Below are 23,133 nucleotides of genomic sequence, written 5' to 3'. Positions count from 1 at the left end.
GGGTCACGTGGATCCGCGCTAGGAGGGCTTCCCGGGCTCCGCCACGTGCTGACCGGCGGACGACGGGATCGTGTGCGCGCCCTCGGGCGAGGGCCGCCCCGCGAGCAGGTCGCGGATCTCGATGAGCAGCTCCGCCTCGGTCGGCGGCACGTCCTTCGGCGTCGCGTCCTCCTCGGCCTTCTGCTTCGCGAACGCCACCTTCTTGAGGTGGTTCACCGGCAGCACGAGCGCGAAGTAGACGACCGCGGCGACGATGAGGAAGTTGATCAGCGCGGCCAGCACGGCCCCGAAGAAGAGCGTCGCCGGCTTGCCGGTCGCGGTCGGGATGTCGACCTTGAAGGCCTCGTTCAACGTGGACGCGTTGAAGACCGCGCCGATCAGCGGGTTGATGAGGTTCGTGACGAGTGCCGTCACGATCGCGGTGAACGCGGCGCCGATGACGACGGCGACCGCGAGGTCGATGACGTTGCCGCGGAGGATGAACTCCTTGAAACCCTTCATGGGTGCTCCTGTCTGGCGGGCCGCCCGATCAGGTGGACGGCGAGGACGAGCCGGAGCCCGAGGACGCGGGACCGGAGGGGGTGCTGGGGGTCACGGTACCGGAGCCCTGGCCGATCGTCCCGGATCCGGATGACCCGGAGGAGTCCGACGACGAGGACGAGGACGACGACGAGTCCGACGATCCGGAGGACGCGCCGTCCGAGGATCCGGAGCCGGACGACTTCGCGGACGACGACGAGCGCGACCGCTTCGCCGCGTCCTCGGTGCGCGAGTCGTTGCGGTAGAAGCCGCTGCCGGTGAAGCTCACGCCGACCGCGGCGAAGAGCTTCCGCAGCTTGCCGCCGCAGACGGGGCACTCGGTGAGGGAGTCGTCGGTGAACGCCTGGACGATGTCGAAGGCGTTGCCGCAGACGGTGCAGCGGTAGGAGTACGTGGGCATGGGTCCCTAGAAGGAGTGGATGAGGGTCGGGGTCACGATGCCGTCGACCGGCATGTCGTGCTTCTCCCGCGGGAGCTCGTCGACGAACTCGGCGTCGAACACCACAGCGTAGACCGGGGGGCAGGCCTCCATGGATCCGAGGGTCTTGTCGAAGTAGCCGCGGCCCCAGCCCATCCGCATGCCGCCCTGGTCGACCGCGGCGGCGGGCACGATGATCAGGTCGACGTCGTTGATCGCGATCGGCCCGAGCAGCTCGCCCACCGGCTCCGGCAGTCCGAACAGGCCCTCGGTCTCGGTGCCGTCGCTCACGACCCAGTCGAGCAGGCCGTCGTTGCGCGACACCGGCAGCAGCACCTGCCGGCCGTCCGCGTGCAGCCACTGCAGGAACGGACGCGTGGTCGGCTCGTCGACCGTGGAGAGGTAGCAGGCCACCCGCCGGGCGTCGTGGTTCGCCACGAGCTCGGTGAGCCGGCTGGTGAGCCCGTGGGCCGACTCGTCGCGCTCCGTCGAGGTCATCTGCCGACGACGCTCGCGCAGCTGGGCGCGCAGGGCCCTCTTCTCGTTCCCGACATCGCTCGGCATGGGTCGAGTCTAGGTAGCTTTTATGGATACGCTCGATCGCATGGTCACCCACATCACGAAGGCCGTCATCCCCGCCGCGGGACTCGGAACACGATTCCTGCCCGCGACGAAGGCGATGCCGAAGGAGATGCTGCCGGTCGTGGACCGCCCGGCCATCCAGTACGTGGTGGAGGAGGCCGTCGGCGCCGGACTGCACGACGTCCTCATGATCACGGGCCGCAACAAGACGGCCCTCGAGAACCACTTCGACCGCAACGCCGAGCTCGAGGCCACCCTGCAGCTCAAGGGCGACGACGCGAAGCTCCGCAAGGTCAACGAGTCCACCGACCTCGCCGACATGCACTACGTCCGCCAGGGCGACCCCAAGGGCCTCGGCCACGCGGTCCTGCGCGCCGAGATGCACGTGGGCCGCGAGCCCTTCGCCGTGCTCCTCGGCGACGACATCATCGACAAGCGCGACGTCCTCCTCTCCCGCATGATCGAGGTCCAGCTCCAGCGCGGCTGCTCGGTCGTCGCGCTCCTCGAGGTGGATCCCTCCCAGACGCACCTCTACGGCGTCGCCACGGTCGAGGAGACGGACGACGACGACGTCGTGCGCATCACCGGCATGGTCGAGAAGCCCGCCGCCGGCACCGCGCCCTCCAACCTCGCGATCATCGGCCGCTACGTGCTGCGCCCCGAGGTCTTCGACGTGCTGCACAAGACCGAGCCCGGCAAGGGCGGCGAGATCCAGCTCACCGACGCGCTCGAGAAGATGGCCGCCGCGCCCGAGTGGACCGGCGGCGTCTACGGTGTCGTCTTCCGCGGCCGCCGCTACGACACGGGCGACCGGCTCGACTACCTGAAGGCCATCGTCCAGCTCGGCGTCGACCACGAGGACCTCGGCGAGGGCCTCCGCGAGTGGCTGCCCGAGTTCGTCAAGACGCTCGAGCGCTGATCCCCGTCCGCGGCGCGCGGACGACGCCCGACGAGCCGCTTGACGCGGCCCCGTCGCGGGGTCGCACCGCCGCGTCCGCGGAGGCCTAGGCTCATGGACGTGCCGCAGACCGTACCCACCATGCGGGACGGGCGCATCTCCGTCCGGCCCATCCGGCTCCGCGACTCGCGGGCCCTCGAGCGCTCGCTGCTCGACAACCGCTCGTGGCTCCGCAAGTGGGAGGCCACGAGCCCCTATGCGCCGATGGCGTTCGACACGCGCGCGAGCATCCGGTCGCTGCAGGCCAACGCCCGCGCCGGGCTCGGCGTGCCCCTCGTGATCGACTACGACGACGAGTTCGCGGGCCAGCTCAACGTGTCGTCCATCGCCTACGGATCGCTCTCGAGCGCGACCATCGGCTACTGGGTCGGCCAGGAGTTCGCGGGGCGCAACGTGACGCCCACGGCCGTCGCGCTCGCGACCGACTACTGCTTCACGACCCTCGGGCTCCACCGGATGGAGATCTGCATCCGCCCGGAGAACGCGCCCAGCCTCCGCGTCGTGCAGAAGCTCGGCTTCCGGTACGAGGGGCTGCGCCGCCGCTACATCCACATCAACGGCGACTGGCGCGACCACTTCTGCTTCGGCCTCGTCGTCGAGGAGCTCTCCACCAGCGTGCTCGCGCGCTGGAAGGAGGGCGGCGTGGATCCCGAGTGGTCGCGCGTCCCCGACGCCGACGTCGAGGCGGCCGCGTCGCCGCTCGCCGTGCAGCGCCGGATCTGACCGCCGACCTGCGGATGCGCCGGTCCGGGCGTGGACACGCGGCGCGCTTCCCGCGCCGCACCCGCCGGACCTCCTAGCCTCGGGACATGCAATCCGGCGGCATCATCATCGCGCTCTCCGCGGTGCTCTGGCTCGCCTACCTCCTGCCCACGTGGCTGCACCGGCGCCAGTACATGGCGACCGAGCGCAACGCCGTGCGCCTCCAGCAGACCCTGCGGATCCTGGCCGAGACGGCCGAGGTCCCCGACGCGGTGCGGGCGGAGACCAACGCCCGCAGCGTCGTCGAGCAGCAGCGCGCCCTCCGCCGGGCCGCCGAAGAAGCCGAAGCCGCCGCGCGAGCGCGAGACGCCGCCGCCCAGCGCGCCCTACCGAAAGTGGCCCCCGTGTCCGCAACGTCGCCCTCCGCCGCCACGCGCCTCCGCCGCACCCGGCTCACCGCCACCGTCGTCCTGACGCTCGCCCTCGTGGGCGTGATCGCGGGGATCGCCCAGGTCGCGGCCGCCGGATCCTGGCCCCTGCTCGTGATCTCCTCCCTCGCCACGATGGCTTCGCTCGCGCTCCTGCAGCGCATGTCGCAGATCGCCGCCGCGCGTCGCCTCCAGGCGCCCGAGGCCCGGCCGCGCCCCCGGACCGGCTTCACCGACTTCCACGAGTCCGTCGAGCAGACCGCCGAGCCCGTCGCCGAGCGCGAGGAGGGCGAGTCCTGGACGCCCGTGCCCGTGCCGAAGCCGCTGTACCTCTCGCGCTCGCAGGCGCCCGGGCCGCGTCCCGGCGCCGGCAACGCGCCGCGCACGCCGCTGTCGCCCGTCGAGGAGATGCGCCGTGCGGCGGCCGCCTCCGAGGAGACGCTGCGTCGAGCCCACCTCGAGCCCGAGGTCGCGCGCCTGTCGGCCGAGGAGGAGGCGGCTCCGGCCGCGTCCGTCGCACCCGTGGCCCGCACCGCTCCGGACAGCCGCTTCTCGCGCATGGGCATCGTCGACGACGCGGAGCCCGGCATGGGCGACCTCGACGAGGTGCTGCGTCGTCGCCGGGCCGTCGGCTGACCGGATCCCCGTCCGGACCCCGCGGTTCGGAGGGCTCCCCGTGACGTGGTAGTCTCGTGGAGTTGTCAGGGCCTATGGCGCAGTTGGTAGCGCGCCTCGTTCGCATCGAGGAGGTCAGGAGTTCGAATCTCCTTAGGTCCACAAGAACCCCGCTCCGGCGGGGTTTTTGCTTTCTCCCCTCGTCGTGGCCCGCCGTTCACCCTCACGTTCTGTGAGGTACTCGCGCGTCAGGCGTTGCCCGGTCCTAGCCTGCCGCCATGAAGACACGCAGAGGCATCACGTCCGTCCTGCTCGGGCTCCTCCTCCCCGTCGCGCTCGCGACGACAGGGGCGTCCGTCGCATCCGCCGCCGAAGGCGGCGCTGCGCCCTCCTCCTTCGCCGACACCTCGGCCGCGGCATCGCCGCCCGGCTGGCTGCACACGTCGGGCGGCAAGATCGTCACCGCCTCCGGCGCTCCGTACACGATCCGCGGCATCGCCTGGTTCGGCATGGAGACGTCGTACTGCGCCCCGCACGGACTCGACACCATCACGCTCGCCAGCGGGATGCAGCACATCAAGCAGATGGGCTTCACGACCGTGCGGCTGCCGTACTCGAACCAGTGCCTCGCGTCCTCCAGCGTCAGCGGCGTGAGCGCGGACAGCTCGCTCGCCGGCCTCACCCCGCTGCAGGTCATGGACCACGTGGTCGCCGCGGCGAAGGCCGCCGGGCTCGACGTGTTCCTCGACCAGCACCGGCCCGACTCGGGCGCCCAGTCCGAGCTCTGGTACACCTCGCAGTACCCCGAGTCGACGTGGATCTCGGACTGGAGGATGCTAGCGAAGCGGTACGCGGCCGACCCCACGGTCATCGGCGTCGACCTGCACAACGAGCCGCACGGATCCGCGACCTGGGGCACCGGCTCCGCGTCCACCGACTGGCGGGCGGCCGCCGAGCGCGGCGGGAACGCGGTCCTCGCCGAGAACCCGAACCTCCTCGTGATCGTGGAGGGCCTCGACCACGAGTCCGATGGATCCGGCACCTGGTGGGGCGGCGCGCTCGGCTGGGCCGGCGGCGCGCCCGTGCGGCTGTCGGTGGCGGACCGGGTCGTCTACTCCCCGCACGAGTACGGATCCAGCCTCTACGGGCAGCCGTGGTTCTCGTCGCCCGACTTCCCGTCCAACATGCCGGGCGTCTGGGACGCGCACTGGGGCTACCTCGCGAAGAAGGACATCGCCCCGGTCCTCGTCGGCGAGTTCGGCACGAAGCTCGAGACCACGAGCGACAAGCAGTGGCTGAGCACGCTCGTCGGGTACCTGGCGAGCACGGGCATCAGCTCGTCGTTCTGGGCGTTCAACCCGGACAGCGGGGACACGGGCGGCATCGTGAAGTCCGACTGGGTCACGCCGGAGCAGGCGAAGCTCGACGCGATGGCGCCGATCCTGCACCCGTCGTCCGGCTCCGGTTCGGGCGCGGGGTCCTAGCCGCGGCTCGGCGTCACCGGCCGCTGACCCCTCCCCCGTCCACGGCGCCGGTCGTCGGGCTCCCGCCCGGCGGCCGGCGCCTCCGCGGTTAAGATCGGTCAGTGCCCCGCCCCGCGATCCCGTCCGTGACCATCGCGACCCCGGAGGTCCGGGCGCTCCGGGCCGACCTCGAGGCGGCGCCCTTCACCCTCGCGTCGGCGCTCGACGTGTGGGGCGACGCGGCCGGGCAGGCGCTGCACCGCGGCAACCGGATCCCCGCCCGCCGCGCCGTCGCCGCCGCGCGCACCGCGGACGGCCTGCCCGCGTCCGCCGCGCTCGCGGCCCTCTTCGTGCTCGGCGACCCGGTCGACGCCGCCGACGTGCAGGCTGCGCTGCCGACGCTCGGGCTCGACGGCGCCGTGCGCCTCGGGCTGGTCGAGGTCGACGGCGACCGGGTGCGGCCGGCCGTCGACCTCCGCCCCTACGGCTTCATCGACGCGCACGGGGTGGGCGAGTGGTGGATCGCATCCGACTTCGGCGAGCTCGCCACCGGCGGCGCGCTCGACGAGGACCACGTGCTCGGCGTCGGCGGCGCGTCCGCCACGCTCAGCGGCCTCATGATCTCCGCGCCCGTCGCGTCCGCCCTCGACCTCGGCACGGGCTGCGGGATCCAGGCGCTCCACGCGTCGCGGCACGCCGACCGCGTCGTCGCCACCGACATCTCCGCACGCGCCCTCGCCTTCGCCGCGCTGAACGCGGCGCTCAACGGCGTGACCACGATCGAGCTCCGCCTCGGCAGCCTCTTCGAGCCGGTCGCGGGGGAGCGGTTCGACCACATCGTCTCCAACCCGCCCTTCGTGATCACGCCGCGGGCCGAGGGCGTGCCCGCGTACGAGTACCGCGACGCCGGCCTCGTGGGCGACGCGCTCGTCGAGGGCGTGGTCGCAGACCTCGCCGACCACCTGACCCCGGGCGGCGTCGCGCAGCTCCTCGGCAACTGGGAGCACCGGGCGGGCGAGCCGGGCCTCGAGCGGGTCGCGGGCTGGCTCGACCGGGCGGCCGCGCGCACCGGATCCGGCCTCGACGCCTGGGTCGTGGAGCGCGAGGTGCAGGACGCCGCCCTGTACGCCGAGACGTGGATCCGCGACGGCGGCACGCGCGCGGGCACCCCCGAGTCGGAGGCGCTCGTCGACGCCTGGCTCGACGACTTCGCCGCGCGCGGGGTGGACGCGGTCGGCTTCGGCTACCTCACCCTCCGCCGGCCGGCCGACGGATCGCCGACGCTGCGTCGCCTCGAGCGGCTGCACGGCGGCTTGGGGCACAACCCGACCGGGCTCGGCGACCACCTGCAGGCATCGCTCGCCGCGCATGACGCGCTCGCGGGGATCGACGACCGCGCCCTCGCGGGGCTCGCGCTCGTCGTCGCGGGCGATGTGACGGAGGAGCGGCACTACTGGCCGGGCGCCGAGGATCCCACGGTCATGACGTTGCGCCAGGGCGCCGGCTTCGGCCGCGAGGTGCCGCTCGACACGGGGCTGGCGGCGCTCGTCGGCGCGTGCGACGGCGAGCTGGCCGTCGGCGCGATCGTCGACGCGGTCGCGCAGCTGACCTCGGTGGACGCGGCCGCCCTGCGCGCGGAGCTCCTGCCGCGGATCCGCGCGCTCGTCGCCGACGGGTTCCTGCTGCTGCCGTCCTCGGCGGGGGCTGCGGACGCGGGGGCCGATCGCCCAGGGCGCGACGCCTAGGATCGCGGGGTGACCCGCCGAACCGCCCGCCCCGCCGCCCGCCCCGAGATCGTCCGCGCCGCCGTCCTCGACGCCGCGGTCGTCGTCGTCTTCGCCCTCGTGGGCCGCGCGAGCCACGGGGAGGACCTCGCGCCGTCGGGCGTCCTCGGCACCGCGTGGCCGTTCCTCGCGGGCGGCATCGTCGGGTGGATCGTCGCCCGGGCCTGGCGTGCTCCGTCGCGCGTCGCGCCGGTCGGCCTCATCGTGTGGGGCGTGACCGTGGTGGTCGGCATGGTGCTCCGCGCGCTCACCGGCGAGGGCGTCGTGGTGCCGTTCGTCATCACGACCGCGATCATCCTCGGGATCCTGATGCTCGGCTGGCGCGCCGTCTCGGCCGTCGTCGTGCGTCGGCGCGCGCGGGCCTGAGCGGCCCCTACGCCGCGGGCGGGGTCGGGGCCGCCGCCTCCATCACCGCGATGAGCGCCTTGGCGTAGGCCTCCTCGGCCTCCAGGTCGCGGTGCTCGACCTCCTCGCCGTCGAGCACGACGAGCACCACGTGCGCGCCGTCCTCGGCCCCGCCGATCTCGCGCCGCAGCGACCGGAAGGCGCCGCCGAGCAGCGCCCGCAGCTGGTCCTCGCGCGGCAGCCACAGGCTGTCCTCGAGCGCGACGGAGTCGAGCGCCCACTCGGTCGTGCCGTTGAAGCCGAGCACGGTGCCGGTGGCGTGCTCGTGCGCCTCGATGGTGAGCTCGCTGATGGTGAAGACGTCGGACTCGAAGCCCTGGCCGCGGATCCGGAACCGGTCGCCGGGCTCGGGGCTCCACTCGAGGCCGAGCTCCAGGAGGGTCGTGGCGTGCGCGGTGGAGATCATGCGTGCAGTATGCCCGGCGCTCCCGGGCGTCGCCTCGGCGGGCGAGGGAATGCGTGTGCATTAGATTCGGGGGCACCGCCCGCGGCATGTCCCCGCCGGCGGCCGGCCCGGGGAGGACCATGCGCGCGACAGTGAAGGACGTCGCCGCGCGCGCCGGCGTCTCCCCGAAGACGGTGTCGAACGTGATCACCGGCCGCGTCGCCGTGAGCCCCGCCACCCGGGAGCGCGTCGAGCAGGCCGTCGCCGAGCTCGACTACGTGCCCAACCTCTCCGCGCGCGGCCTCCGGAACGGCCGCACGGGCGTCATCGCGGTGGCCCTTCCCGACCTCGGCACGGCGTACTCGGCCGAGCTCGCCCACCACCTGGTGGAGGTCGCGCACGAGGCCGGCTACAGCATCCAGATGGAGGAGACCGGGTCGCGCCCCGACCGCGAGCGCGACCTCATGTCGCGGGCGCGCGAGCACCTCGTCGACGGCCTGATCCTCAACCCCGTGCTGCTGTCGCAGAGCGCGATCGTGCGCGCCGAGTCGCTGCCGCCTGTGGTGGTCATCGGCGAGGTCGAGCAGGAGATTGCCGACCGGGTGGGCGTCGACAGCGTGCGGGCCGCCTACGACATGACGCGCTTCCTCCTCGGCACGGGCGCCCGCCGCATCGCCGCGGTCGGCACGGCCACGCGCGAGGAGTCGGCCGCGGGCGACCTCCGGCGCATCGGCTACCGGCGCGCGATGGAGGAGGCGGGCCAGGCGCCCATCGAGATCGACCGGACGGGCTGGAACAGCGCCTCGGGCGCCGAGGCCGTCGACGCCTGGCTGGCCGACGGCAACCCCGTGCCCGATGCGCTCTTCTGCTTCACCGACGGCCTCGCGTTCGGCGTGCTGCGCGCGCTCGCCGACCACGGCGTGCGCGTGCCCGAGGACGTGCAGGTCGCGGGCTTCGACGACGTGGACCAGGCGCGCTTCTCGATCCCGACCCTCACCACCGTCCACTTCGACCTCCGCGCCTACGCGGAGGCGGCGGTGGGCCAGCTGGTGCGCCGGATCGAGGAGCGCGAGGGGCCGCCCGTGCAGCTCGTCATCCCGCACCGCATCGTGGTCCGCGGCAGCACGCGCGCGTCCGCCTGACCCGCGTCGGCCTCCTCCGCGAAGACGCGCGAGAACTCCTGCACGAAACGTTGCGCTCCGCATTACAACGATGTAATGATCGTCGCATCACGAAGGAGTGGTCAATGGAACCTGTCAAGGGAAAGGCCGGGGGACAGTCCTCGGCATGGTCGAGGCGCCAGGTCCTCATGGGCGGCGCGGCTGCTCTGGGCAGCGCGCTCCTCGTCGGAGGCCTCGCCGGCTGCGCGCCCCAGGCGGCGTCGGCCGGCGGCATCGTCGACCTGAAGTACTGGCACCTGCTGTCCGGGGGCGACGGCATCCGGATGACGGAGATGGTCAAGGAGGCGGAGGAGACGGGCGACGGGTTCGACGTCACCGCCACGGTCCTCGCCTGGGGCCAGCCGTACTACACGAAGCTCGCCATGGCGTCGGTGGGCGGCCGTGCGCCGGACGTGGCGGTCATGCACGCGGCGCGCGTGCCGGGCTTCGCGCCCGGAGGGCTGCTCGACCCGTGGGACCTCGACGAGCTCGCCGGGCTCGGCATCGCGCAGGACGACTTCGAGCCGCGCGTCTGGGACAAGGGCGTGGTCGACGGCAAGCTCTACTCGATCGCGCTCGACAGCCACCCGTTCGTGATGATGTACAACACGGACGTCGCGGGCCAGGCCGGGCTCCTCGGCGACGACGGCCAGCTCGCGCCGATCAGCTCGCCGGAGGCGTTCGCCGACGCGATGCGGGCGATGCAGCAGGTCACGGGGGTGCACGGCCTCAGCTACGGCTACCTCGGCGACGGCACGCAGATGTGGCGCCTGTTCTACACGCTCTACAAGCAGATGGGCGGCGACATGGAGCTGCCCACGGGCGGCCAGGTCGTCTACGACCGCGAGAAGGCGCTCACGGCCCTCGAGTTCATCCGCACGCTCCTCGACGGCACCATCGCCACCCCGAGCGGCGACGCGGGCACGTCCATCGCCGAGTTCGCGGGCGGCAAGAGCGGCGCGATCTTCACGGGCGTGTGGGAGCTGCCCACGTTCCAGGCGGCGAAGCTGCCCTTCGACGCCATGCCGATCCCGACGCTGTTCGGCACGCCGGCGTCCTTCGCCGACTCGCACGCGTTCGTGCTGCCGCACCAGAGCTCGCCGGATCCCGAGAAGCGCCGGAAGAGCTACGAGTTCGTGGCCGACCTCCTGAAGAACTCGCTGCAGTGGGCGGGCGCCGGGCACATCCCCGCGTACAAGCCGATCATCGACAGCCCCGAGTACGCCGAGCTGCTGCCGCAGGCGCACTACGCGAACGCGGCCGCGCAGATCGAGTACGACCCGGTCGCGTACTTCACCGGATCCGGATCCGACTTCCAGACGTACTTCGCCGAGAACATGCAGAACGTGTTCCTCGGGCGCCAGGACGCGGAGGCGGGCCTCGACGCCTTCGTCGCGCAGATAAACGCGCTGCTCGCCAAGCCCAACCCCCTGTAGCGGCCGCCGCGCGCGCGGCACCGCACCCTCTTCCAGCGATACGACGAAGGAGTCCACTCGTGACGACAGCAGCACCACCCGCCCCGGTCGCGCCCGCGACCGGATCCGGATCCCCGCGGCCCGCCGTGGGCCGGCCCCGGACCCGCGCGAAGGAGCAGGCCCAGGGCATGCTCTTCATCGCCCCGTTCCTCATCACCTTCCTGGTGTTCCTGGTCTGGCCGGTCCTCTACGGCTTCTACCAGAGCCTCACCGGGCAGAGCCTCACCGGCGCCAACGGCGAGCTCATCGGCTTCGCGAACTACCTCGAGGCCTTCGGCGACTCCCAGATGTGGCGCTCGCTCGGCAACACCGTGGTGTTCACGATCGCGAGCACCGTCCCGCTCCTGGTGGTGGGCCTCGTGCTCGCGCTCCTCGTGAACCTCGGCCTGCCGGGCCAGTGGCTCTGGCGGCTCGCGTTCTTCCTGCCGTTCCTGCTGGCGTCGACCGTCGTGTCGCTGTTCTGGCTCTGGATGTACAACCCGCAGCTCGGCGTCGTGAACGCCATCGCGGGCGCCCTCGGCCTGCCGCAGCCCGCGTGGCTGCAGGACTCGGCGCTCGCCATGACGAGCGTCGTGATCACCACGGTGTGGTGGACGGTCGGCTTCAACTTCCTCATCTACCTGGCAGCGCTGCAGAACATCCCCGACCAGCAGTACGAGGCGGCCGCGCTCGACGGGGCCGGGAAGTGGCGGCAGCTGTTCTCCATCACGATCCCGCAGCTCGCCCCGACCACCGCGCTCCTCGCGATCCTGCAGGTGCTCGCGTCGCTCAAGGTCTTCGACCAGATCTACCAGATGACCGCGGGCGGTCCGGGCGGATCCACCCGGCCCGTCGTGCAGTACGTCTTCGAGACCGGGTTCACCGGCTTCCGCTTCGGCTACTCGGCCGCCATCTCCTACATCTTCTTCGCGCTGATCGTGGTCATCTCGGTCATCCAGATCGCGGCAACTCGGAGGAAGTCATGACCACCGCCACCCGTCCCGCCTTCTCCTCCGGCACGCTCGCCCGGAAGCCCGCCGCCAGCGTCGCGGCCCGGCAGGGCCGCACGGGCACGCCCCGGTTCGCGCCGTCGCGCATCGCCGCGCTCGTGATCCTCATCGTGCTCGCGGCCGCCTGGCTGCTGCCCTTCCTCTGGGCGGTGCTCACGTCGTTCAAGTCGGAGACGGACGCCGCCGCGTTCCCCGTGACGATCCTCCCGGCCGGCGGCTTCACGCTCGACGCCTACGCCTCCGTGCTCAACGGCGGGACGATCCCGCTCTGGACCTGGAACAGCCTGCTCACCAGCACGGTGATCACGGTCGTCGCCGTCGTGTTCTCGGCGCTGGCCGGCTACGCGCTCAGCCGCATCGACTTCCGCGGTCGCAAGCTGCTGATGGGGGCCATCGTGGCGTCGATCATCATCCCGCCGCAGATCCTCATCGTCCCGCTCTTCCACCAGATGCTGGCGTTCGACCTGGTGGACACGCTCTGGGCCGTGATCCTGCCGCAGATCGTGCAGCCCGCCATGGTGTTCATCCTGAAGGCGTTCTTCGATCAGATCCCCGTCGAGCTCGAGGACGCCGCGCGCGTCGACGGCGCGGGGCGCGTGCGCGTGTTCCTGCAGATCGTGATGCCGCTGTCGCGCCCCATCCTCTCGGCGGTCGCGATCTTCGTGTTCATCGGCGCGTGGAACAACTTCCTGTGGCCCTTCATCGCCACGAACGACTCGTCGCTCATGACCCTGCCGGTCGGGCTGCAGACGGTGAAGAACGCCTACGGGATCCAGTACGCGCAGAACATGGCCTCGGCCGTGCTCGCCGCGCTGCCGCTGATCCTGGTGTTCCTCTTCTTCCAGCGCCAGATCATCAAGGGCATCTCGACCACCGGGTTCGGCGGGCAGTGATCCCGCGCCCCGATCCCGCCCGCACCCCCACCCATCCCGCCCGGGCCGCATGCGCCCGGGCCCCTCGACCAGGAGGACGCCCATGACCCGCGCCCGCATCACCATCGACCGCGACTTCACCATCGGCGACGTGCCCCGCCGGCTCTTCGGCTCGTTCGTCGAGCACATGGGCCGCTGCGTCTACACCGGCATCTACGAGCCCGGCCACCCGACCGCGACGCCCGAGGGCTACCGCCAGGACGTGCTCGACCTCACGAAGGAGCTCGGCGCCACGGTCGTGCGCTACCCGGGCGGCAACTTCGTCTCCGGCTACGACTGGGAGGACGGGGTCGGCCCCGTCGAGGACCGGCCCCGCCGCCTCGACGGCGCCTGGCACACCGTCGAGACCAACGCGTTCGGCCTGCACGAGTTCATGGGCTGGTCGAAGGCCGCGGGCGTCGAGGTGATGGAGGCCATCAACCTCGGCACGCGCGGCGTCGACGCGGCGCGCTCGCTCGTCGAGTACGCGAACCACCCCGGCGGATCCAAGTACTCGGACATGCGCCGCGCGAACGGCGCCGAGGATCCGTTCGACATCAAGCTCTGGTGCCTCGGCAACGAGCTCGACGGGCCGTGGCAGATCGGGCACAAGACGCCCGACGAGTACGGCCGCCTCGCCCAGGAGGCGGGCAAGGCCATGCGGCTGGTGGATCCGAGCATCGAGCTGGTCGCGTGCGGCAGCTCCAACTCGGGCATGCCGACGTTCGGCCAGTGGGAGCAGACGGTGCTCGGCCACACCTACGACGTCGTCGACTACGTGTCGCTGCACGCCTACTACCAGGAGCACGAGGGCGACGTGCGGAGCTTCCTCGCGAGCGCCGTGGACATGGACTTCTTCATCGAGTCGGTCGTCGCGACCGCGGACGCGACCGGCGCGCGGCTCAAGAACCGGAAGCGGATCGACCTCTCGTTCGACGAGTGGAACGTCTGGTACCAGCGCGGACTCGACGGCGAGGACCAGCCGCACCGCATCGAGCAGGCGGGCTGGCGGGAGCACCCGCGGGTCATCGAGGACGAGTACAGCGTGACCGACGCGGTGGTCGTCGGCACGCTCCTCAACTCGCTGCTGCGGCACGGCGACCGGGTGAAGATCGCGAACCAGGCGCAGCTCGTGAACGTGATCGCCCCGATCCGCAGCGAGGAGGGCGGCCCCGCCTGGCGCCAGTCGATCTTCTGGCCGTTCGCCCGCATGGCGCAGCTCGCGACGGGCCGCATCCTCCGGGTGGAGGTGGACAGCGACCGCTACGACAACGACCGCTTCGGCACCGCCGATGTGGTGGACGTCAGCGCGACCTGGGACGAGGAGGCGGGGACCGTCTCGCTCTTCCTCGCCAACCGCGGGCTCGAGGAGGAGGCCGCGACCGAGGTGGCGCTCCGCGGGCTCGACGCCGGCCGGATCCTCCGGGCCGAGGTCCTGCGCGTGCCCGAGGGCGGCGACCGGCACTCGAGCAACACCCTCGAGACCGGCGAGCAGGTCGGCCTCGTGCCGCTCGAGGGCGTGCACGCCGAGGGCGGGCGCCTCACGCTCACGCTCCCGGCGCTGTCCTGGGCGGTCGTCGTGCTGGACGTGACGCGCAGCTGACGCCGGCACGAGGACGGACGGCCCGCCCTGCGCGATGCAGGGCGGGCCGTCCGTCGTGGGGAGCGGATCGGATCAGCTCACGGGGCCCTCGGTGAGGGTCACGGTGCCGGTCTTCTCGGCGCCGGCCGCGGTGGTCCAGCCGAGCTTGACGGACTCGCCCGGCTTGTGGCCGGAGACGGCGGCGCTCAGCTCGGACGCGGAGGCGACGGCCTTGCCGTCGACCGAGGTGACGACGTCGCCCTGCGCGAGGCCGGCCTTGGCCGCGCCGGATCCGTCGACCACGCCCTGCACGGGCGCCCCGGCGACGGAGCCCGCGCCGTTCGCGAGCAGCACGCCGAGGAAGGCGGGGTAGCCGATCTTCACGGTGCCGGACTCGACGCCGCTCTCGATCTGCTTCGCGATGCCCATGGCCTTGTCGATGGGGATGGCGAAGCCCGCGACCTGCTCGGATCCGGAGGACGCCGCCGTGTCGATGCCGACGACCTCGTTCTCGGCGTCCACCAGGGGGCCGCCGGAGTCGCCGGAGACGATGGGCGCGTCGGTCTGGATGAGGTCGGTGAGCGTCTCGCCCGCGGCCGTGCCCTCGGACTGGGTGGTGATGGTCTGGCCGAGCGCGGTGACCTGGCCGCTCGCCGCCGTGAGCGTGCCCGTGCCGCCCGCGTTGCCGACGCCCGTGACGGCCTCGCCGACCTGCGCGCCGTCTCGGTCGAGCTTCGCGGGGGTGAGGCCCGACGCGCCCTCGAGCTTCAGCACCGCGACGTCGTTCGTGGCGTCGGTGCCGACGACCTTGCCGACGTAGGCCTTGCCCGTCGACTCGACCGTGACGCGGATGCTCGTGGCGCCGCTGACGACGTGGTTGTTGGTGAGGATCGTGCCGTCGGACGACAGGATGATGCCCGTGCCCGCCCCGGCCGCGTTCTCGTAGGTGAGCGCGGAGTCGATGGTGACGACGCCCGACATCTGCGCCGCCGACGCCTCGGGCGACGTGACCGACGTGCCGGTCCCGGTGCCGGACTGCTTGCCGGATCCGGATCCGGACCCGGATCCCGCGCCGTCGCCGCGTCCCTGCCCGGGCATCGTGGACGAGCCGTGTCCGAAGCCCTGGCCCGGCGTGAAGGAGCCCGGGTCCTGGATCCGCGTGTCGCCGGCCGAGGACGACGAGCGCCCGAGGTCGGCCATGAAGCCCACCGCGGTGCCGCTGCCGAAGGAGAGGAGGAGGGCCAGGGCGGACGCGCCCGCGATGAGGCCGGTGCGGAGGCCGCGGCGGATGGGCTTCGGCGGGACGGGGTTCCCCGCCGCGTCGACGTGCAGGGGGCGGCCGAAGGCGTCGGTCGCCGGTGCGGGCCAGGGGTATCCGGCGGGCGCGCCGTGGCCGACCGACGGCGACGCGGTGGCGGAGGAGGCGGTCGGGGCCGCGGGTCCGCCGACGGCGGGACCGGTCGGGGCGGCCCAGGCTGCCGAGGCGGCAGCGGCGGACGGCGTGGTGGCGGCGGTGGGCGTCGCGTCGGCGGACGGTGCGGGGGTGGTCGTGCCGGTGTCGCCGGCCGCGGCCTCGTCGGGGCGTCCGGTCGGCTCCTGCGGTGTCTCGTTCATGACGGTCCTTCGTGTCTCGGGTGGCCCGTTGGGGGGCGATGGGAAGATCACACCGCCCCTCCCTATGAGCACCCCATGACGAGCACGAGCGTCGGCCATGGATCACCGGGCCGCCCCGCCCGGCGCGGCGTCGGCCCGCGCGTAGGCTCGACCCATGGAGCAGAGAAGCCTCGGCAGGACCCATCGGAACGTCTCGGTCATCGGACTCGGGACCTGGCAGCTCGGCGGGGACTGGGGTGACGTCGCCGAGGACGACGCGCTCGCCGTGCTCGACGCCGCGGCCGACGCGGGCATCACCTTCTTCGACACGGCCGACGTCTACGGCGACGGCCGCAGCGAGACCATCATCGGATCCTGGCTCCGCGCGCATCCGGACTCCGGCGTGACCGTCGCCACCAAGATGGGCCGCCGCGACGCGCAGGACCCCACCAACTTCACGCTCGACCGCTTCCGCGAGTGGACCGACCGCTCGCGCCGCAACCTCGGCGTGGAGACCCTCGACCTCGTCCAGCTGCACTGCCCGCCCACGCCCGTCTTCTCGAGCGACCGCGTGTACGACGCCCTCGACGAGCTCGTCGCCGACGGAGCGATCGCCTCCTACGGCGTCAGCGTCGAGACGACCGACGAGGCGCTCCTCGCCATCGCGCGCCCCGGCGTCGCGAGCGTGCAGATCATCCTCAACGCCTTCCGCCTCAAGCCGCTCGACCGCGTGCTGCCGGCCGCGGCGGAGGCGGGCGTCGGCATCATCGCGCGCGTCCCGCTCGCGTCGGGCCTGCTGAGCGGCCGCTACACGGCCGACACGACCTTCGCCGAGACCGACCACCGCAACTTCAACCGCGGGGGCGCGGCGTTCGACGTGGGCGAGACCTTCTCGGGCGTCGACTACGACGACGGCGTCGCCGCGGCCCGCGAGTTCGCGGCCGCCACGCACGAGGCCGCTCCCGACCTCACGCCCGCGCAGGTCGCGCTCGCCTGGATCGTGCAGCGCGAGGGCGTCTCCACCGTGATCCCCGGCGCCCGCAACGCGGAGCAGGCCCAGGCGAACGCGCGCGCCGGCGACGCCCCCGCTCTCGGCGAGGTCTTCGAGCGCCAGGTGGCGGACGTCTACGACCGGTACTTCCGCGCCGCGGTGCACCCGCGCTGGTAGTCCCGGCCGCACGTGCGACGGCCCCGGTCAGCGATGCTGACCGGGGCCGTCGTCCGTGGGCCTGCGCTACTGCAGCGAGTCGCAGGCGCTCGACAGGCTCGTGCGGAGGTCATCGGGCAACGGCTTGCCGACGAGCATGGCCATCTGGTCCGCTCCGGCGTTGATCTGCTGCCCGTACTGGTCGGCGTTGGGCACGCCGCTGCTCTGCGCCTCGGTGGCCAGGTCGCGGTAGGCCTGGACGTCCGACTCCTCGATGGCCTCCTTGTCCTTGAGGCCGCACGTGAAGTCACGGACCTTGGCGAGCGTCGCCTGATCCGTCCCGGTCGCGCCGGATCCCGCGTCGCCCTCGGTGGTCGCCTCGGGCGTGGGGGTCGCGGCCTCGGCGGAGGCGGACGCGGACGGCGCCGGCGTGGCGGCGTCGTCGGCGGCGGGGGAGCTGCACCCGGCGAGCGCGAGGCCGAGGACGAGCCCCAGTCCGGCGATCCCGGCGCGCAGACGGCGCGTGGTCAGAGGGGTCTGCTGAGAGGTCATGCCCTCACCCTATCCAGGGCGACCGGCCGATTTTCCGCGGGGGCGGAGACTCTGGGGCGCAGCTCGCGCGGATCCGCACGGCCGGGCCGGTGCCGCCGGTCAGGTGACGATGGCGACGGGCTCCGTGTCCGGCATGGGGCCCGCGTCGCGGCCGCGGAGGTCGGGGCTGTGCCGGTGGAAGACGGCGGCGATGGCCGCGCCCACCGCGAGCAGCGCCGCCGCGACGACGAACGCGCCCTGCGCGCCCTGCGCGTCGATGACGAAGCCGGCCGCGGCGGATCCGAGCGCGGCGCCGATGAGCTGGCCGGTGCCGACCCAGCCGTAGGCCTCCGCGGTGTCGCTGAAGCGCACCGACGACGAGACCACGGCGAACAGCACGGCCAGCGCCGGCGCGATGCCGACGCCCGCGAGGAAGAGGAAGACGGAGAGCCAGGCGAACTGCATCCACACGGCGGCCAGGGCCGTGCCGACCAGGATGATCGTCATGCGCCGGGCCATGGCCCACGGGCTGATGGGGATGTGGCCGAGCGCGAGGCCGCCGATGAGCGAGCCGACGGCGAAGATCGCGAGGACGAAGCCGGCCTCCGGCCCGCCGTGCCCGTACACCGCGACGACGCCCGCCTCGATGGCCGCGCACGCCGCGATGAGGAGGAAGCCGACGACGGTGCTGAGCAGCACGGGCGGCCGCCCGAGGACCACGCCGAACCGGCGCTTGCTGCGCGGGATGCGCACGCGGCCGAGCTCGGGGGAGGAGATGAACCACGCGCCGCCGCCGACGAGGAAGGCGGCCGCGACGAGGATCCCGGCGCTCGTGTCGACCTGGATCGCCAGGAAGGTCGCGATGACGGGCCCGAGGACCCAGATGATCTCCTGGGCCGAGGCGTCGAGGGAGAAGAGGGGCGTCAGCTGCTTCGAGTTGACCATCTTCGGGTAGATGGTGCGCACCGCCGGCTGCACGGGCGGGTTCGCGAGGCCGGCGAGGAGACCGAGCCCCATGAAGGCGGGGACGGACGTGCTCGCGTCGCCGAGCGCCACGGCCACGACGGCCACCGTGCACACCGCCGACGTGAGGATGAGGACGGGACGCATGCCCCAGACCCCCATCCAGCGGCTGGTGAGCGGTCCGGCGACGGCCTGGCCGATGCTCGTCGCCGCGAGCACGAGGCCGGCGGCGCCGTACGAGTCGTGGATCCGCTCGACGTGCATGAGGAACGCCAGCGAGAGCATGCCGCCCGGGAAGCGCGCCACGAGCTGGGCGGCGATGATCCGGCCCACGCCGCGGGTCTTGAGGAGGCTTCCGTACGTGCTCACGAGGGTCAGAGCCTACCGCCAGGCGGGTGCCCGCCCGCAGCCCCGGGCGCCACCGGACAGCGATGTCGGCGGGCCTCCGTAGCCTGTGGAACCTGTGGACAAGTCCGCGGAGTTGTCCACACCTGTGGACGACACGCCCACTACATATGGGGTTGGGTCCGGCCGGGTGCCCGCATATATAGTGATGGGACGGCGGGCAACCCCCATCGTCCCGGCTCCGCGGAGCGGGGCGGGCGAGGGCTCGCAGAGCATTTCCCCTGGTGAGGCGCAGGCGCGGCGGGCACGTCCCGCATCGCGTCGCCGCCGACCGCAGGACAGTCCGGCGCCGATCAGCGCGGACGACGAAGACGACGAGGAGCAGAGTGTCCATCACCGTAGTGAAGCGCGACGGCACGCGGGAGCCGTACGACGCGAACCGCATCAACCTGGCCATCGAGGACGCCACGCAGGGCCTCGACGAGAACATCGGCTGGGTCACGCAGATCGCGTCCGAGCTGGAGATCACCCTCTTCGACGGGATCACCACGCAGCAGCTGGATGAGGCGGTCATCCAGGTCGCGCTCCAGAACGTGAAGGACGACCCGGCGTTCGACACCGTCGCCGCGCGCCTCCTCCTCAAGACCATCTACAAGCGCGTCCTCGGCGACTACTCGTCGCCCGAGGAGCTCAAGCGCCTCCACGCGGAGCACTTCGCCCGCAACATCCAGCGCGGCGTCGACGAGATGCTCCTCGACTCCCGCCTCGTGCAGCTGTTCGACCTGGAGCGACTCGCCCAGGCCCTCGAGCCGGCGCACGACGAGCTGCTGAAGTACATCGGCGTCGTCACGCTGAACAACCGCTACGGCATCAAGGGCCGCAACGGCGACGCCCTCGAGGTGCCCCAGTACTTCTGGATGCGCATCGCGATGGGCCTCACGCTCAACGAGCAGGACCCCACCGCCACGGCCATCGCCTTCTACGAGAAGATGTCGAAGCTCGAGTACCTCGCGGCCGGCTCCACCCTCGTCAACGCGGGCACCATCTACCCGCAGCTCGCGAACTGCTTCGTCATGGAGATGCAGGACGACATCGAGCACATCGCGAAGACCACGCGCGACGTCATGTGGCTCACCAAGGGCACGGGCGGCATCGGCCTCTCCGTCTCCAAGCTGCGCGCGCAGGGCTCGCCCATCCGCTCGAACAACACCACCTCCACGGGCCCGATCCCGTTCATGCACACCATCGACTCGGTGCTTCGCGCGGTCAGCCGCGGCGGCAAGAAGTTCGGCGCCCTGTGCTTCTACATGGAGAACTGGCACCTCGACTTCCCCGAGTTCCTCGACCTGCGCCAGAACTCGGGCGACCCGTACCGCCGCACCCGCACCGCCAACACGGCCGTGTGGATCAGCGACGAGTTCATGAAGCGCGTCCAGAACGACGAGGACTGGTACCTCTTCGACCCGCTGGAGGTCTCCGACCTCAACGAGCTCTACGGCAAGGCGTTCTCGGAGCGCTACGCGTTCTATGTCGGCGAGGCCGAGGCCGGGCGCATCCGGATGTTCAAGCGCATCAAGGCGCGCGAGCAGTTCAAGTCGATCCTCATCTCGCTCCAGACCACCAGCCACCCGTGGCTGACCTGGAAGGACACGATCAACAACCGCGCCCTCAACAACAACACGGGCACGATCCACCTCTCGAACCTCTGCACCGAGATCACGCTGCCGCAGGACGAGGACAACGTCTCCGTCTGCAACCTGGCGTCGATCAACCTGTCGCAGCACTTCTCCGACGGCAAGGTCGACTTCGCGAAGATCGAGCAGAGCGCGCGCCTCGCGGTCCGCCAGCTCGACAACCTCATCGACATCACGCGCTCCAGCGTGAAGGAGGCGGACTTCTCCAACCAGCAGAACCGCGCGGTGGGCCTCGGCGTCATGGGCTTCACCGACATCGTCGAGAAGCTCGGCTTCTCGTACGAGTCCGAGGAGTCGTACGACCTGATCGACGAGATCATGGAGCACGTCTCCTACGCGGCCATCGACGAGTCGGCCGACCTCGCCCAGGAGCGCGGCGCGTACCCGAACTTCGAGGGCTCGCGCTGGTCGGAGGGCCTCGTGCCGCTCGACTCGATCGCTCTCATGGAGGCCGACCGCGGCGTGCCCGTCAAGGTCAACCGCACCACGCGCCTCGACTGGGACGCGCTGCGCGCCAAGGTCAAGGGCGGCATGCGCAACGCGACGCTCATGGCGATCGCGCCCACCGCGTCCATCGGCCTCGTCGCCGGCACCACGCCCGGCCTCGACCCGCAGTTCTCGCAGATCTTCAGCCGCTCCACCTCCTCGGGCAAGTTCCTCGAGGTCAACCGGAACCTGGTGAAGGACCTGCAGGAGCTCGGCCTCTGGGAGACGGTGCGCGAGAGCATTCTCCGCAGCCAGGGCGACATCCAGAACATCGCCGCCATCCCGGACTCGGTCAAGGCCACGTACCGCACGAGCTTCCAGCTCTCGCCGTACGCGTTCCTCGAGGTCGCGGCGCGCGCGCAGAAGTGGATCGACCAGGCCATCAGCCGCAACATGTACCTCGAGACGCGCGACCTCGGCGACATGATGGACATCTACTTCGCTGGCTGGGAGCGCGGGGTCAAGACCACGTACTACCTGCACATGAAGCCGCGCCACACGGCCGAGCAGTCGACCGTGAAGGTCGACAAGTCGCAGGACGCCGACGGCACCAAGCGCAAGGGCTTCGGCGGATTCGGCGGCGGCGCACCCGCGGCCGTCCCTGCCTCGGCTGCCCCCGCATCCACCGCGACCGCGGACGCCCCGGCGCCGCAGGCCGCCCCGGCGCCCCGCAAGGGCTTCGGCTTCGGCGGAGTGGGAGGTGCACGCTGATGAACGACGACACGTTCGGCGACTACGTCGTCCCCATGGACCCCATGGACGAGCTCCAGTGCGACTCCTGCCAGTAGGCAGGACCGCCGCAGCGGGCCGCGCAGCCATCGCGGCGCGGCCCGCCCCCACACGAACGACGAGCTAGAAGCAACAGGGAAGAAGAAGCAGATGTCGAAGATCCTCGGCACGGGAATCCAGGAGGGCCTCCTCCTCAAGCCCGTCAACTACCAGTGGGCCATGGACCTGTACGACCAGGCCGTCGCCAACACGTGGTTCCCCAACGAGATCCAGCTCGGCGAGGACATCGCGGACTTCAAGAAGATGACGGACGAGGAGCGCCACGCGATCACGTTCCTCATGAGCTACTTCAACCCGAACGAGCTCCTCGTGAACAAGGCGCTCGCGTTCGGCGTCTACCCCTACATCAACGCGCCGGAGTGCCACCTCTACCTGGCGAAGCAGATGTGGGAGGAGGCGAACCACTGCATGTCGTTCGAGTACGTCCTGGAGACGTTCCCGATCGACCGCGAGGCCGCGTACAACTCCCACGTCGACATCCCGTCGATGGCGCGCAAGGAGGAGTTCGAGGTCAAGTTCATCAAGCGCATGACCGAGCAGACCCTCGACATCACGACCACCGAGGGCAAGAAGGACTTCGTCCGGAACCTCGTCGCGTACAACGTGATCCTCGAGGGCATCTGGTTCTACTCGGGCTTCATGGTGTCGCTGTCGTTCCGCCAGAGGAACCTGCTGCGCAACTTCGGCTCGCTCATGGACTGGATCGTCCGCGACGAGTCGCTGCACCTCAAGTTCGGGATCAACCTCATCCTCACGGTGCTCGAGGAGAACCCCGACCTGCAGACGGAGGAGTTCGCCGCCGAGATCAAGCAGATGATCCTCGACGCCGTCGAGATGGAGGAGCAGTACAACCGCGACCTCCTGCCGAACGGCATCCTCGGCCTCAACGCGAACTACATCAACCAGTACGTGAAGTACCTCGCCGACCGCCGCCTCGAGGAGCTCGGCTTCGAGGCCGAGTACAAGGTCTCGAACCCGGCCAAGTGGATGGCGACGGCGAACGACACGTTGCAGCTCGTCAACTTCTTCGAGTCGACCAACACGTCGTACGAGTCGAACGCGTCCGCCACGGTCGGCGCCAAGTAGCACCGGCCGCCGCGCCACGCGGCACCGCACCACCCGACGCCGCCCGCGCCGCGCATCCATCGGATGCCGGGGCGGGCGGCGTCGTGCCGCCACCCGCACCAC

The 23,133-nt window shown here is 71.6% G+C and carries 21 protein-coding genes and 1 tRNA gene; 15 read left to right on the top strand and 7 right to left on the bottom strand.

The genetic code is table 11. From position 1 onward, the window contains the following. Positions 1–18: 18 nt before the first annotated feature. From mscL to ACMT9T_RS15120, 3 genes are read right to left on the bottom strand one after another with little or no spacing between them, the layout of a single operon-like run. Positions 19–501: a large conductance mechanosensitive channel protein MscL gene (gene mscL, locus ACMT9T_RS15130; RefSeq protein WP_414746323.1), complete on the bottom strand. Its 483-nt coding sequence runs from the start codon at positions 499–501 to the stop codon at positions 19–21. 28 nt (positions 502–529) lie between these two features. Beyond that, the gene (locus ACMT9T_RS15125; RefSeq protein WP_414746322.1) at positions 530–940 is read right to left on the bottom strand and encodes an FmdB family zinc ribbon protein; all 411 of its coding nucleotides are present in this window, start codon (positions 938–940) and stop codon (positions 530–532) included. Between the two features lie 6 nt (positions 941–946). Further along, the gene (locus ACMT9T_RS15120; protein WP_414746321.1) at positions 947–1,522 is read right to left on the bottom strand and encodes a 5-formyltetrahydrofolate cyclo-ligase; all 576 of its coding nucleotides are present in this window, start codon (positions 1,520–1,522) and stop codon (positions 947–949) included. A gap of 40 nt (positions 1,523–1,562) precedes the next feature. Between ACMT9T_RS15120 and galU the strand changes: the two genes are divergently transcribed. From galU to ACMT9T_RS15085, 7 genes are all read left to right on the top strand, one after another. Further along, positions 1,563–2,459, top strand: coding sequence for a UTP--glucose-1-phosphate uridylyltransferase GalU (galU, locus tag ACMT9T_RS15115; protein ID WP_012039135.1), 897 nt, complete (start codon positions 1,563–1,565; stop codon positions 2,457–2,459). A 93-nt stretch (positions 2,460–2,552) separates the two neighbouring features. Next, complete coding sequence (locus tag ACMT9T_RS15110) at positions 2,553–3,221, top strand: GNAT family N-acetyltransferase (protein WP_086526103.1); 669 nt, start codon at positions 2,553–2,555, stop codon at positions 3,219–3,221. An 86-nt stretch (positions 3,222–3,307) separates the two neighbouring features. Continuing rightward, positions 3,308–4,264 carry a hypothetical protein gene (locus ACMT9T_RS15105; RefSeq protein WP_414746320.1) on the top strand — a complete coding sequence of 319 codons (957 nt, stop codon included), beginning with the start codon at positions 3,308–3,310 and terminating at the stop codon, positions 4,262–4,264. Between the two features lie 68 nt (positions 4,265–4,332). Next, a tRNA-Ala gene (locus ACMT9T_RS15100) sits at positions 4,333–4,405 on the top strand. Positions 4,406–4,521: 116 nt separating this feature from the next. Then, positions 4,522–5,727 carry a glycoside hydrolase family 5 protein gene (locus ACMT9T_RS15095; RefSeq protein WP_414746319.1) on the top strand — a complete coding sequence of 402 codons (1,206 nt, stop codon included), beginning with the start codon at positions 4,522–4,524 and terminating at the stop codon, positions 5,725–5,727. Between the two features lie 101 nt (positions 5,728–5,828). Further along, a complete protein-coding gene (locus tag ACMT9T_RS15090; RefSeq protein WP_414746318.1) occupies positions 5,829–7,451 on the top strand; it encodes a DUF7059 domain-containing protein in 1,623 nt (540 codons plus the stop codon). 9 nt (positions 7,452–7,460) lie between these two features. Next, the gene (locus ACMT9T_RS15085) at positions 7,461–7,856 is read left to right on the top strand and encodes a DUF3054 domain-containing protein (protein ID WP_414746317.1); all 396 of its coding nucleotides are present in this window, start codon (positions 7,461–7,463) and stop codon (positions 7,854–7,856) included. Between the two features lie 7 nt (positions 7,857–7,863). On the opposite strand, the gene ACMT9T_RS15080 is transcribed toward ACMT9T_RS15085, so the two are convergent. Continuing rightward, complete coding sequence (locus tag ACMT9T_RS15080; protein ID WP_414746316.1) at positions 7,864–8,301, bottom strand: pilus assembly protein CpaE; 438 nt, start codon at positions 8,299–8,301, stop codon at positions 7,864–7,866. 119 nt (positions 8,302–8,420) lie between these two features. On the opposite strand from ACMT9T_RS15080, the gene ACMT9T_RS15075 reads away from it, so the two are divergent. From ACMT9T_RS15075 to arfA, 5 genes are all read left to right on the top strand, one after another. After that, positions 8,421–9,422 (top strand): LacI family DNA-binding transcriptional regulator, encoded by a 1,002-nt coding sequence (locus ACMT9T_RS15075; protein ID WP_414746315.1) that lies wholly within the window; start codon positions 8,421–8,423, stop codon positions 9,420–9,422. 104 nt (positions 9,423–9,526) lie between these two features. Beyond that, positions 9,527–10,876: an extracellular solute-binding protein gene (locus ACMT9T_RS15070; protein WP_414746314.1), complete on the top strand. Its 1,350-nt coding sequence runs from the start codon at positions 9,527–9,529 to the stop codon at positions 10,874–10,876. Between the two features lie 59 nt (positions 10,877–10,935). Next, entirely contained in the window at positions 10,936–11,880 is a 945-nt protein-coding gene (locus tag ACMT9T_RS15065; protein ID WP_414746313.1) for a carbohydrate ABC transporter permease, read from the top strand. Further along, positions 11,877–12,797 carry a carbohydrate ABC transporter permease gene (locus tag ACMT9T_RS15060; protein WP_414746312.1) on the top strand — a complete coding sequence of 307 codons (921 nt, stop codon included), beginning with the start codon at positions 11,877–11,879 and terminating at the stop codon, positions 12,795–12,797. Before ACMT9T_RS15065 ends, ACMT9T_RS15060 begins: the two co-directional genes overlap by 4 nt. Positions 12,798–12,879: 82 nt before the next feature. Then, positions 12,880–14,418 (top strand): arabinosylfuranosidase ArfA, encoded by a 1,539-nt coding sequence (gene arfA / locus ACMT9T_RS15055; RefSeq protein WP_414746311.1) that lies wholly within the window; start codon positions 12,880–12,882, stop codon positions 14,416–14,418. A 72-nt stretch (positions 14,419–14,490) separates the two neighbouring features. Here the strand turns inward: arfA and ACMT9T_RS15050 are convergent, their stop codons facing one another. Beyond that, entirely contained in the window at positions 14,491–16,011 is a 1,521-nt protein-coding gene (locus ACMT9T_RS15050; RefSeq protein WP_414746310.1) for a S1C family serine protease, read from the bottom strand. A 154-nt stretch (positions 16,012–16,165) separates the two neighbouring features. Between ACMT9T_RS15050 and ACMT9T_RS15045 the strand changes: the two genes are divergently transcribed. After that, positions 16,166–17,158: an aldo/keto reductase gene (locus ACMT9T_RS15045; RefSeq protein ID WP_414746309.1), complete on the top strand. Its 993-nt coding sequence runs from the start codon at positions 16,166–16,168 to the stop codon at positions 17,156–17,158. Positions 17,159–17,224: 66 nt separating this feature from the next. Here ACMT9T_RS15045 and ACMT9T_RS15040 read toward each other — a convergent pair whose 3' ends face one another. Continuing rightward, a complete protein-coding gene (locus ACMT9T_RS15040; protein WP_414746308.1) occupies positions 17,225–17,689 on the bottom strand; it encodes a hypothetical protein in 465 nt (154 codons plus the stop codon). Positions 17,690–17,788: 99 nt separating this feature from the next. After that, positions 17,789–19,000 (bottom strand): MFS transporter, encoded by a 1,212-nt coding sequence (locus tag ACMT9T_RS15035; RefSeq protein ID WP_414746307.1) that lies wholly within the window; start codon positions 18,998–19,000, stop codon positions 17,789–17,791. A gap of 362 nt (positions 19,001–19,362) precedes the next feature. On the opposite strand from ACMT9T_RS15035, the gene ACMT9T_RS15030 reads away from it, so the two are divergent. Together ACMT9T_RS15030 and ACMT9T_RS15025 are read left to right on the top strand one after the other, a co-directional pair. Beyond that, positions 19,363–21,867, top strand: coding sequence for a ribonucleoside-diphosphate reductase subunit alpha (locus tag ACMT9T_RS15030; RefSeq protein WP_414746306.1), 2,505 nt, complete (start codon positions 19,363–19,365; stop codon positions 21,865–21,867). Positions 21,868–22,035: 168 nt separating this feature from the next. Next, the gene (locus tag ACMT9T_RS15025) at positions 22,036–23,031 is read left to right on the top strand and encodes a ribonucleotide-diphosphate reductase subunit beta (RefSeq protein WP_012039117.1); all 996 of its coding nucleotides are present in this window, start codon (positions 22,036–22,038) and stop codon (positions 23,029–23,031) included. Positions 23,032–23,133 lie beyond the last annotated feature (102 nt).

It is taken from the genome of Clavibacter vidaverae (genome assembly GCF_047529985.1).
Taxonomy (GTDB): Bacteria; Actinomycetota; Actinomycetes; order Actinomycetales; family Microbacteriaceae; genus Clavibacter; species Clavibacter nebraskensis_A.
This window is presented reverse-complemented; position numbering and strand designations above follow the sequence as displayed.